This is a genomic window from Bacillus sp. Marseille-Q3570 (genome assembly GCF_946151055.1).
Lineage (GTDB): Bacteria > Bacillota > Bacilli > Bacillales > Fictibacillaceae > Pseudalkalibacillus.
This window is the reverse complement of the sequence record NZ_CAMGYZ010000027.1, coordinates 1-11,735: the sequence shown is the minus strand read 5'-3', so window position 1 is coordinate 11,735 and position 11,735 is coordinate 1. Positions and strand designations below refer to the sequence as shown.

The window sequence follows — 11,735 nt, the reverse complement described above, 5'->3', positions numbered from 1 at the left end:
AATGCACGTACACACAACTCCTATCCCCACTCTTGTTTCTCGTCAATTCAAGTGTACAGGTTATAGGAGCTAGTGTGTTTTTTTACGTGAATTTTTCTTATACCCCAACAAATATTGTAGAGCCAAATAAAAAAACTGACCCCGAAATGATTCGGAGCCAGTTTTCATAAAATGCCTTATTTGTTATCCACATTCACTGGTTTTTCAATAACGTCGTCGATCAGACCATATTCTTTTGCACGATGAGCCGTCATGAAGTTATCACGATCTGTATCGCGTTCAACAACTTCAACCGGTTGACCAGAGCGATCTGCAATGATCTTGTTGATCTTCTCGCGCATTTCAATGATGCGGCGAGCATGGATTTCAATGTCAGCAGCTTGACCTTGTGTACCGCCAAGCGGCTGGTGGATCATGACTTCACTGTTCGGTAGTGCGAAACGCTTACCGGGTTCCCCTGCTGTAAGTAAGAATGCACCCATAGATGCTGCCATGCCGATACAGATTGTGCTTACTTTCGGCTTGATGAATTGCATCGTATCATAGATCGCCATACCTGATGTGATCGATCCTCCAGGACTGTTGATGTAAAGTGATATGTCTTTTTCAGGATCTTCTGCAGCTAAGAATAATAATTGTGCAACGATCGAGTTTGCAACATTGTCATCAATTGCGCTCCCTAGCATGATGATGCGATCTTTTAGAAGGCGGGAGTAGATATCATAGGCACGTTCCCCGCGGTTCGTTTGTTCAATTACTGTTGGGATTAAGTTCATATTCAGAAATCCTCCTCTTTCCATAAGTATCTTTATGGCTTTAATTTCATCTTACTCAATAGGTCAATATAGGTCAAACTATTAGGCTCTTACAAGCGGATTTTTCGTTCGACGTTTTTTTCTCTATTCAAAAAGCTCTGTTACTTGCGAAATCCACTCGCGGGCGATCCATGAAGTCTGGGTTTTTCCTGGCTCAATTTTCCTGAACGAGTATGATGATTTTATTACAGAGCTTTTTAAAAGAACTTGTGACCGTTATGTAAGAAGCTATGTATACATCATATCATTTTTCCCTTTCTTATCGGATTTAAACGTCCAATTCTTCAAAAGAAATCGCGGAGGACCTTCATTCCATTGATGGATAAGAGGTTCTCGAATTCCAAAAGGTGGTTTATCGCAAGTTTGAAAGGGAAACAATGTAGTAGATAGGGAACTTTTCAAATTCATATAGGGGAGCGGCGGATTTCTATGAAGCTTGCTCCTTTCCCTTATGGGATAAAAAGAGGAGGTTCAATCGTGTCTGATCAAATGATTCGAGTAAATGTCAATGGTGAAGAGTATCAGACGTCGGCAGATCAGAATGTACTTCAATTCCTGAAAGCGGAAGATGTCGATGTACCGGCAATCTGTTTTCACGAAAGTCTAGGCCCGATCGAGAGCTGTGATACGTGTATCGTCGAGGTGAATGGGGAGCTGCAGCGTGCTTGTGGGATGAAGATTGAAACGGATATGGAAATCAATACGCAGCATGAAGATGTACATAAAGCACAGGATTACGCGATGGACAAGATTCTGCACAAGCATGAATTGTATTGTACGGTGTGTGACTATAATAATGGTCGCTGTGATATCCATAACACGGTGGCTGAGATGCAGAAGGAACATCAGAATATTCCTTTCCAATCGAAGGGTTATGATATTGATGATACAGGTTCCTTTTATCGATATGATCCGAACCAATGTATATTGTGTGGCCGGTGCGTGGAGGTTTGTCAGGATGTCGAAGTCAATGAAACCCTTACGATCGATTGGGAACGTGAACAGCCACGTGTCCTTTGGGATAATGACGTTCCTATAGATGAATCCTCCTGTGTCAACTGCGGCCAGTGTGTAACCGTCTGTCCGTGTAATGCTTTGATGGAAAAATCAATGATCAAGGAAGCAGGCTATCTTTCGAATGTCGAACAGGGGACACTGCGTTCGATGATTGATTTTACGAAAAATGTTGAATCCGGGTTCGGACCGTTGTTCGCAATATCGGATACGGAAGCGGAAATGCGTGAGGATCGCATCCGGAAAACAAAAACGGTCTGTACGTATTGCGGAGTCGGCTGCAGTTTCGATGTATGGACGAAAGACAGGCATATTTTAAAAATCCAGCCGCAGCCTGAAGCGCCAGCCAATGGAATCTCGACTTGTGTGAAAGGAAAGTTCGGCTGGGATTATGTGAATAGTGAAGAGAGATTGACGAAGCCCCTTATCCGAGAAGGGGATACGTTCAAGGAAGTGGAATGGGACAAGGCGATTTCGCATATAGCAAAAAGGCTGAAAGAAATTCATGCGGAAAGCGGACCTGAAGCACTCGGATTCATTGCGTCTTCCAAAGCGACGAATGAAGAATCCTATTTGATGCAGAAGCTAGCACGTCAAATCTTCGGGACCAACAACGTTGATAACTGTTCGAGGTATTGCCAGTCTCCTGCGACGAAAGGATTGTTCCGGACAGTAGGTTATGGCGGGGACGCTGGTTCACTCAAGGATATCGAAACAGCCAGTCTTGTCATTACGATCGGCTCGAACACGGCAGAGTCCCACCCGGTTTTAGCTTCTAAAATCAAGCGGTCTCAAAAGCTGTTCGGCCAGAAAATGATCGTCGCTGATATCCGCGAGCATGAGATGGCTGAACGTGCAGATATGTTCATCCAACCGAAGCCGGGATCTGACCTCGTCTGGCTCTCCGCAGTGACGAACTACATTGTTGAACAAGGGTGGCATGACAAAGAATTTCTGAAGAGTCGTGTTATAAATGTCGAGGAGTACCTTGAAAAGATACAGAAATTCACACTGGATTATGCTGAAAAAGAGACGGGACTTTCCAAACAGATGATGATTAAAATTGCAGAAGCGATCCATGAATCGGATTCGACAGTCATTTGCTGGGCGATGGGCGTTACACAACAGAAGGGCGGCAGCGATACTAGTACAGCGATCTCCAATTTATTGATCGTCACCGGGAACTATGGCCGTCATGGAACAGGTGCGTATCCGCTCAGAGGACATAACAACGTGCAGGGGTGCAGTGATTTCGGCAGTATGCCCAACACTTTTTCAGGCTATCAAGATGTCCAGGACGATGAGATCCGTAAAAAGTTTGAAGAGGCATGGGACGTGAATTTGAACGGCGAACCAGGGTTGACGAATCATGGCATGGTCGATGCAATCCATGATGGAACATTACGTGCCCTTTATCTTCAGGGTGAGGATATGGGAATCGTCGATGCAAATGCGAATTACGTCCAGCGCGGATTTGAAAAGCTTGATTTCTTTGTCGTCCAGGATCTGTTTCTATCAAGAACGTCCGAATTTGCGGATGTGATTTTACCAGCTGTACCTAGCCTTGAAAAAGAGGGCACATTCACGAATACGGAAAGACGGATCCAGCGTATTTATCCAGCGCTTCCGACGTTGGGTGATTCCAAGCCAGACTGGGAAATCACGCAGATGCTCGCAAATGAACTCGGTGCAGGATGGGAGTACGAAGGACCTGCACAGGTCATGGATGAAATCGCGAAGCTGACCCCAATGTTTGCAGGCGTTTCCTATGAACGGATGGAAGGATACAAAAGTTTGATTTGGCCAGTGGATGAAGAAGGAATCGATATGCCGATGCTTTATGAAGAAAAATTCCATTTCGATGATGGGCGGGCAAGATTGTATTTCGTCGATTGGACAGAACCGACAGGAACAGACGAGGAGTACGACTTGCACGTCAATAGCGGCCGTTTGCTCGAACATTTCCATGAAGGGAACATGACCTATAAGTCTCATGGAATTACGCGGAAAACGCCACATGCGTTCATCGAGGTATCGCATGAGCTAGCGGAAGACCGTGGATTGAAAGACGGATCGATGGTAAGGCTGACGTCGCGGACGGGATCGGTCAAAGGCAGGGTTGTGGTCACAGAACGGGTGAAAGGGAAAGAGCTCTATATTCCGTTGAATGACAATGGTGATCTTGCTGTGAACAAGCTGACCTCAAGTGAAGTCGACAAGGATACCGATACACCGGCTTATAAAGATACAGCAGTGAAGATGGAATTGCTTGATTTTGAAGGAGAAAGACCGCTTCCGCATAACAACCATCGATTCGGTAACCGTCAACCGCAAATTGGCATCAAAGTCGAGGAAAAATGGAAAAGAGATGATTATGTGTTTCCTGGCAATGTCGTGCGTAAGAAGGAAGTGAAATAGTAATGGCAAAGCCGACACGGAAAGTTGAACCACTTGTCCCGACCAAAGAGGAAGTCCGAGAAAAAGGCATGGAGGAGATTGAACAAGCGCTGGCAGAACGGAAGGATGCGATCCTGGATCTGATTGTGCTGGTGGACAGGCTTCATGAAAGTGAAATGCTGCCGTTGATCAGTGCAATGGTGAATCATCGTGATCAAGCGACATCCGCTTTCTTCAGGGAGATCAACCGTCCGCATAACGCGAAGTTCGCTCGTAATGTCGTCGATTTCATCGGTTTCTTAGGAACGATCGAATTCTCGAAAATGCAGCCATTCATGGAAAAGGTCAACCAGGGTGTACTGGAAGCTACCGAAGAAGAAGAAAAAGAGGAAATGATCAGCATGTTCCAGCTGATCAAAACCTTGAAAGATCCCGAAGTCAATCGCTCCGTCCGCATGATCCTCGCCTTTCTCAAAGGCATGGGCAAAGAAGAATAGCACGGTGCCTGGCACCCTTTCAGAACCCTTGCAGCACAAGGGTTCTTTCTGCGTGCCAGGTACACTTTGGGATGCGTTGGGGGACAAGGGATTGCAGAATGTACCTGGCACCGATTAAGAATGCAGTGATACCAAGGGGTTTCAAAAAGTACCTGGCACCACTCGGGAAGTCCGGTTGTACCAAGAGTTCTTGTTCTGTGCCTGGTACAATCGGTACAATCCGAAGTGGCATGGCACCGATGTCAATAAGAAAAGCTGCCCATTGGGACATCTTTTTGATGTCAATGGGCAGCTTGTTTGACTTTTTATCATTACGATTCAGGATCTTCGTCTTCGTTTTTGGTTGTCATGTTGCTTGAATTTTCATCCATTCCAAGGAACTCTTTCAAGGCTTGTCGGTTTTGTTCTATATCCATTTCAAGCACTTGACCCACACCCTGGTAAGTCGGGTCGTTCCATGAGTTATCGATCGGAATTTTCATCGTTTCGATTTGACTTTTGTTCAACATGACATCTTTGGCAAGGCCGATGGCTGTGAACATTTTCATATTCGTGTCGATGTAAGGCTGGATCGTCCCCATGACCTTAGGAAGCTTGGAAATACCATAAAGGCTAGTGAACTCGTCTTTCACTTTCGAAATCACTTTTTGCTGACGTTTGACACGTCCGAAATCTCCTTCAGCATCATGGCGGAATCTCGCATACCCGAGTAATTCCTTACCATTCAAATTTTGGACACCGGGTTCAAGTGTGACCCCGATATTTTGAGACATCCGTTTTTCGACATCCATCTCGATACCCTCTGGTGCGATCGTATCGACCACCTGTTCAAATCCTTTGAAATCAACCAGGGCATAGTAATGGATATCTATATTAAAATTGTGTTTGATCGTTTTCCGTAAGAGTTCCGGTCCCCCATGGAAAAAGGCTGTATTGATTTTATTCTTGCTATAGCCCGGAATTTCAACATATGAGTCCCGCATCAATGAGACCAGTTTCATTTCATCGGTCTTCGTATCATATTGTGCGATCATGATCGTATCCGTTCTAGAGTCTTCCTCACCTCTGCGATCGACTCCTAGTAACAGTACATTGTATTTACCTTCTATTTTTTCATCTGGCGCATTGAATTCATAATCACTTTCCATCTCTTCAGAAGGTGCGGCCTGCTGAAGCCCTTGATAGTATTGGATTGCAGCATAACCTGCAACCGCGATAAAAAGAATCGCCAATACCAATAAAGTCTTCTTCAGAAAGCTTCCCTTTTTGCGCTTTTGTTTTTTTCGTTCTATTCGTGAGGGCATATCTATGGTCACCACCGTAAGTAGTTGGTTAATTCAAATCCTATATCCTGATGAATTATATCATACTTTTCGAATGACTACACAGTATTATCAGTATAGCCGTCAAAAGATCTCCTTATAGATAGACGATTAAAATACTCCAGAGTTTCAAAAAAACGGAAGATATGAACAAAGAAATTGTCGAATCAGAATATACCCCGTTATTAAAGAACATCTACAGAAAACTCTATATATAAGACTAGTTCTCCAGCCTCCCCTTTTGTAAAAGATTGTTCGTATTTGTCGAAACCCTAGACTTTCTTGCCTGTTTATTTTCATATTGAAGGTAAATTGTCGTTTTTAAAAGAAGATTGTACATATATTTCGATTCACGAAAGGAAGGGGAAAAAGAATGAAGAAAACGATGACAGTTTTATCTAGTGTGGCACTTAGTGCTGGAATGCTTTTCAGTTTTCCTGTAGGGAACGTCAATGCTGTAGGAGAAGGTCCCAATTACGATGGCAATGAAACAATCAAAAATGAAAGGCTCCACACTTATGAGGAAATGGTGGCTTTCTTAGAAAAACAGGACAAAAAATCTGAAGCGTTGACTGTAGAATCATATGGTAAGTCCGTTAAAGATCGAGACCTTTATCTGGCAAAATTCATCAGCAATCCTGAAAATCCAACCATTCTGTTTTTAACCCAGCAACATGGAAATGAAACCTTGACGACAGAAGGTGCCTTGAAGATGATCCAGCATCTTACTTCGAATGGAAAAGGGGTACAAGACATCCTGGAAAAAGTGAATGTACTTATTGCTCCTCGTTTGAATGTGGATGGCGCAGAGGGAGACGTCAATTTCTCACTTGAAGATTATGTCTCTGGAACCCATACGCGCTATAACGCAAATGAGGTCGATCTTAATCGCGATCATGTAGCAAAAGAACAGCCGGAAACCCAAGCGTTCCATGAGTTCGTCCTGCAAAAGTATCAACCAGACTATATGATCGACCTACACCACCAAGGGACGCAAACAACGTTAGGAGATAGTGATGAGCTTGTGTCAGGATCGATTCTTTATCCGACGAATGAGAATGTGTCAGCTGATGTTGTCGAAAAGTCTAAAAAGCTCGGTTCAGTTGTTTATGAAGCGGTCGAAGCGAAAGGCTACGGAACACTCTCTAAGTATGTTGGTGGAACAGCTCCTACAATCGGACGAAACGGAATTGCGCTCGAATACGGAATCTCAACGCTGTTGATGGAAATGAGAGGAATGGCTGATCATTACTACGAACCGTATGTTTTAGGTCAAAAGAGTAATGGTTACTTGATCCAGCAAGCTGTTGTGGCAATGGACGCTGCGTTAAAAGCAATTGCAGACGGTTCGATTGAAACAGCGGATACATCATTCTGGGATACACTTCCGGAAAGTGGCTGGAAAGGGGAATAACTACAAGCCAGCTAAGAAAATGATATACGGATTTTTACAACACAGGAGGTTTTTCGAGCTTGCATAAATTGTTGAAACTCATCACTTTACTGTCAATTGCCGGATTGGTTTTAGGTTCCAGTAGCGTCTATGCTGCCAGTAGTACGAAGCCAGGAGGACCATCAACGAATGGGAAAGATAACATCAGCAGTATCATGACATATGAAGAAATGGTCGATCAATTACATCATCTTGAGCAAAAAAGTGATGGGAAAATTGAAGTATCGACGCTTGATGATTACGGAACGACTGAACAAGGGCGAAGCATCTACGCTGCTAAAGTCGGAGACGGAGATACGAAGGTCTGGATCCAAGCACAGATTCATGGTGATGAGAAGCTGACGACAGAAGCTGTCATGCAACTTCTAAAAACGTTGGGTAGTTCAGGTAATCCTGATGTCAAAACACTATTGGATGAACTTACTCTCTACGTCATCCCAATGTACAATCCAGATGGAAGTATCATGAACCAGCGAGAAACATTATTGATGGATGAAAACGGTGAACCTGTGAATGATTCTGCCTATGTCGACCTGAACAGGGACTGGACGTTAAATGGTTTCGAAGCGAAGGAATCAGAAGTCGTCTATGCTTATTGGGCAGATATCAAACCGGATTTTGCAATCGACCTTCACCATCAAGGTTTCAAGACGGTTTATGGAACGAATGAAGCTACTAGCTTCTCACTCGGGATTTCGTTAGCACCAGATGGACCGACACTTCCTGGGTTGAAAGATGGTTATTATAATGAAGTGACCAAACAGATGCAAGCTTATGTTTATGATAAGCTTACCAACTATGGCTATACACACATCGATCAATATCAAGTCGGTGGAGATGATGCGAAGTATTATATCGACATCAAAGGCGGGGTTGTATCTGCCATGATGCTCGGGTTGAATTACAATAATCTGAATCCGGGAGGCCATAGCAACCCTGCAATCTTTTTCGAAACGAAAGGGAATACACGGGAAGGGAATCTAGGGCAGAAATCGAACGGTTATTTGACTAAGCAAAACTACCTGGCTTTAAAGGAATTGTTGAGTGGGATCGCAACACAGGAAATCGAGGATGTAGATCCAGATCATTGGAATGACATCCCGGCTTATCCTGCTGACGGATACTTGACTGATTACGCAGGGATCTTACCGATTCAATAAGGCATAGCAATAGGGACCTGAAGGCTGAACGCAGCCTTTGGGTCCTTTTTTTGAACGGCTGTTTTCGGAAACGTTGTTGCTCTTGAAAGTGGTAGTTTGCCGCTCCAGGATGCTCGTTTTCTGCGGATTGGGACAGGAGAGGGAGAAAAGAGCGGTGGTGAGTCCCAAAAGAGGCGTAATTGGGACAGGAGAAGGATCAAAAGCAGGAGCCATGTCCCAAAACAGGATGTAATTGGGAACTTTCAGATAATCGTGCCAGTTTTCAAACCATAAAAAAACCGCCCTGGATCAATTCCAGGACGGCCTTCTTAAGCGCGCTCGGAGGGAATCGAACCCCCGACACATGGTACCGGAAACCATTGCTCTATCCCCTGAGCTACGAGCGCATGTGACAAGTGGCTATAGAAAACTCTATAATAGGCATAGAAAAAACATATGCATTGGATATTATAGTGTAGACTTGGCATTCGTGCAATAACTATTTTTGGGTGGAAAGCGAACCAAGTCATCTTGGGGGCATATTGGTGAAACTGAAAATGCCGAATCTACGGTTACAAACAACAATCATCTTGCTCGTATGCAGCGTCGTCATCCTGGCACTTCTAGTCACTTACCTTCTCATAGGTCAAGAGGTTTCTGAGCGGACACAAGTGCATTTAGAAGAAAAGGCAACGAACATATCGAAAATGGTCGCCAATTCTCCAGTCGTCATCAATAGTATGGAAGGTGAACTGCCGGAGGGGGAGATCCAAACGTTTGCTGAAGATATCCGGGAAGTGACGAATGTGGACTATGTCGTTGTTTTTGATATGAACAGTGTCCGGAAGTCCCACCCTGATGAAGAAAAGATCGGTAAAACGTTTGTCGGCGGTGATGAGGCTGAAGTTTTAAAGGGAAATGAGCATGTATCGATCGCGAAAGGGACACTCGGAATGTCTCTCAGATCATTTACACCGATCTATAACTCTGAAGGCACAAAACAAATCGGTGCAGTTGCGGTCGGAATTTCATTGAGCAGTATTGAACAAGCTGTCAGTAAAAGCAGATACATCATCTATATCGGTATTCTGTTCGGGGCTTTAATCGGTGTGATCGGAGCCATTTTCCTCGGCAGACGTGTACGGAAAATCCTCTTTGGTCTCGAACCTTCGCAAATCGCGAAAGTACTGGAAGAACGGAATAAAATGCTCCAATCGACAGTGGAAGGGATCTTGACCATCGATGAAAATGGGAAAGTGACACTTGCGAACGATACAGCTGAAAAAATCTTTCGTGAGGCTGGAGTGAAGGACGAATTGATCGGTAAGCAGGTCGAATCCTTCATAACGGATTCTAAACTTATCACGGTCATCAAGACCGGGTCCCCGTTGCTCGATCAAGAGACCAACCTGAATGGCATCACTTTACTGGCGAACATCGTCCCGATCAAAGTGGATGATCGAGTGGTAGGAGCAATATCGACCTTCCGTGATCTGACGGAAATCAAACGTCTTGCCGAGGAACTGACAGGAGTGAAAATGTATGCGGAAGCACTCCGAGCCCAGGCGCACGAGTTCAAAAATAAGCTTCATGTCATCCTCGGGATGGTCCATATGAAATCCTACGATCAACTGCCTGCATACATTAATCAGATTACGAACCATTACCAGGAAGAAATCGGTTTTATCGCAAAACGGATCAAGGACCCGATTTTAGCAGGATTTGTTCTAGCCAAGATGAGTTATGCGCGTGAACAGAACAAGAATGTCCTATTATCAGAAGACACTTTCGTCCCACTGGCTCGTAATCAGGAGATCATTCATGAAATCATCACCATCGTCGGAAATCTGATCGATAATGCATTGGACGCTGTCAAGAATGCGAAAGACAAAAGAATATTGGTCAGTTTTGTTTTTGATGAAGAGGAAGAGTATCTTACACTTGAAGTAAAAGACAAAGGTATAGGGATGAGCGAGGAGAAGTTAAATCAAGTCTTCGAAAAAGGATATTCCACAAAAGATTCAAAGAGGGGATATGGTCTGCATCTTGTAAATGAAAGTATTCAAAAAATAGATGGTGATGTGAGTGTCACCTCTGAAGCAGGAAAAGGCACTATTTTTGAAGTATGTATCCCCTATAAAAGTAAGGATGAAAGTGATGATTAACGTATTGATTGTAGAAGATGACCCAATGGTAGCAGAATTCAATAAACGATACTTAGAACAAATGGAAGGTTTCAATCTTGTCTCTGTTTCAAGTGACGGTGCTGCAGCCTTCAAAGCACTGGAACAAGAAAAAGTCGATTTGATTTTGCTTGATATTTTCATGCCGGAGATCAACGGGTTAGAACTTTTATCTGAGATACGTGCGGAAGATGCAGCTTTGGATGTGATCGTCATATCAGCTGCAAACGATAAAGAGAGCATCAACAAGGCTTTACGGCTCGGTGCGGTGGATTATTTGATCAAACCATTCGAGTTTGACAGGTTCCGCTCAGCGCTGGAGAGATATAAAAGCAAGAAAACTTACTTTGACCTGAATCGAGAACCGAGTCAAAAGGAACTTGATGAATTGATGTTCCATAATGATCAAGATGAGGCGGCAGGAAATGAGTTGCCGAAAGGGTTGACCAAGGATACGTTAAGCATGGTCTGGAAGGAAATAAAGGAACTGGATGATCACGTTTTTTCAACAGAAGACCTCACGTTCAACGTTGGGATTTCACGCGTTTCGACGCGTAAATATTTAGCTTTTCTAACTGATGTCGGTGCCCTGTACGCCCAAACCGTATATGGGTCTGTCGGCAGGCCGCAGACTCGGTACCAAAGAGTTCCACAAAGTGAAACGATCATAAAGCCCTATTTGTAAACGGTGATATTGCCGTTTACACCTTTAATGAGCGGGAAAGCCTACTCCTTTAGGGGTGGGATGAAAGCGAATAATTCATTCTTTTCTTCTTTCGATGCGAACACATGTTTGATATAATGTGGATATAGACACACAAAAAGAACCAAAACAATGGGATGTCGAAGAACAAAAAACGAGGGGGTAAACATGTCACAGACGGTCACGGTCCAAGTGAAACTGTTGCCTAATCA

At 44.0% G+C, this 11,735-nt stretch carries 8 protein-coding genes and 1 tRNA gene; 6 read left to right on the top strand and 3 right to left on the bottom strand.

The annotated features are described in order from the left end of the window. Nucleotides 1-176 precede the first annotated feature (176 nt). Nucleotides 177-776: an ATP-dependent Clp endopeptidase proteolytic subunit ClpP gene (gene clpP, locus N8M93_RS22465; protein ID WP_261134871.1), complete on the bottom strand. Its 600-nt coding sequence runs from the start codon at nt 774-776 to the stop codon at nt 177-179. A gap of 528 nt (nt 777-1,304) precedes the next feature. Here clpP and fdhF point away from each other — a divergent pair. Next, complete coding sequence (fdhF, locus tag N8M93_RS22460) at nt 1,305-4,247, top strand: formate dehydrogenase subunit alpha (protein WP_261134873.1); 2,943 nt, start codon at nt 1,305-1,307, stop codon at nt 4,245-4,247. A gap of 2 nt (nt 4,248-4,249) precedes the next feature. Next, nucleotides 4,250-4,723 (top strand): DUF1641 domain-containing protein, encoded by a 474-nt coding sequence (locus N8M93_RS22455; RefSeq protein WP_261134870.1) that lies wholly within the window; start codon nt 4,250-4,252, stop codon nt 4,721-4,723. A 311-nt stretch (nt 4,724-5,034) separates the two neighbouring features. Here N8M93_RS22455 and N8M93_RS22450 read toward each other — a convergent pair whose 3' ends face one another. After that, the gene (locus N8M93_RS22450) at nt 5,035-6,027 is read right to left on the bottom strand and encodes an LCP family protein (RefSeq protein WP_261134869.1); all 993 of its coding nucleotides are present in this window, start codon (nt 6,025-6,027) and stop codon (nt 5,035-5,037) included. 391 nt (nt 6,028-6,418) lie between these two features. On the opposite strand from N8M93_RS22450, the gene N8M93_RS22445 reads away from it, so the two are divergent. Both N8M93_RS22445 and N8M93_RS22440 read left to right on the top strand, forming a co-directional pair. Then, a complete protein-coding gene (locus N8M93_RS22445) occupies nt 6,419-7,459 on the top strand; it encodes a M14 family metallopeptidase (protein WP_261134868.1) in 1,041 nt (346 codons plus the stop codon). Nucleotides 7,460-7,518: 59 nt separating this feature from the next. Further along, complete coding sequence (locus tag N8M93_RS22440) at nt 7,519-8,658, top strand: M14 family zinc carboxypeptidase (protein ID WP_261134867.1); 1,140 nt, start codon at nt 7,519-7,521, stop codon at nt 8,656-8,658. A 313-nt stretch (nt 8,659-8,971) separates the two neighbouring features. Here N8M93_RS22440 and N8M93_RS22435 read toward each other — a convergent pair. Further along, nucleotides 8,972-9,044: transfer RNA gene (locus tag N8M93_RS22435), tRNA-Arg, on the bottom strand. Between the two features lie 138 nt (nt 9,045-9,182). Here N8M93_RS22435 and dcuS point away from each other — a divergent pair. Then, nucleotides 9,183-10,802, top strand: coding sequence for a DcuS/MalK family sensor histidine kinase (dcuS, locus tag N8M93_RS22430; protein WP_396125761.1), 1,620 nt, complete (start codon nt 9,183-9,185; stop codon nt 10,800-10,802). Beyond that, nucleotides 10,795-11,505, top strand: a complete 711-nt coding sequence (locus N8M93_RS22425) for a response regulator (RefSeq protein ID WP_261134866.1) — start codon at nt 10,795-10,797, stop codon at nt 11,503-11,505. Before dcuS ends, N8M93_RS22425 begins: the two co-directional genes overlap by 8 nt. The last annotated feature ends 230 nt before the right edge of the window (nt 11,506-11,735 follow it).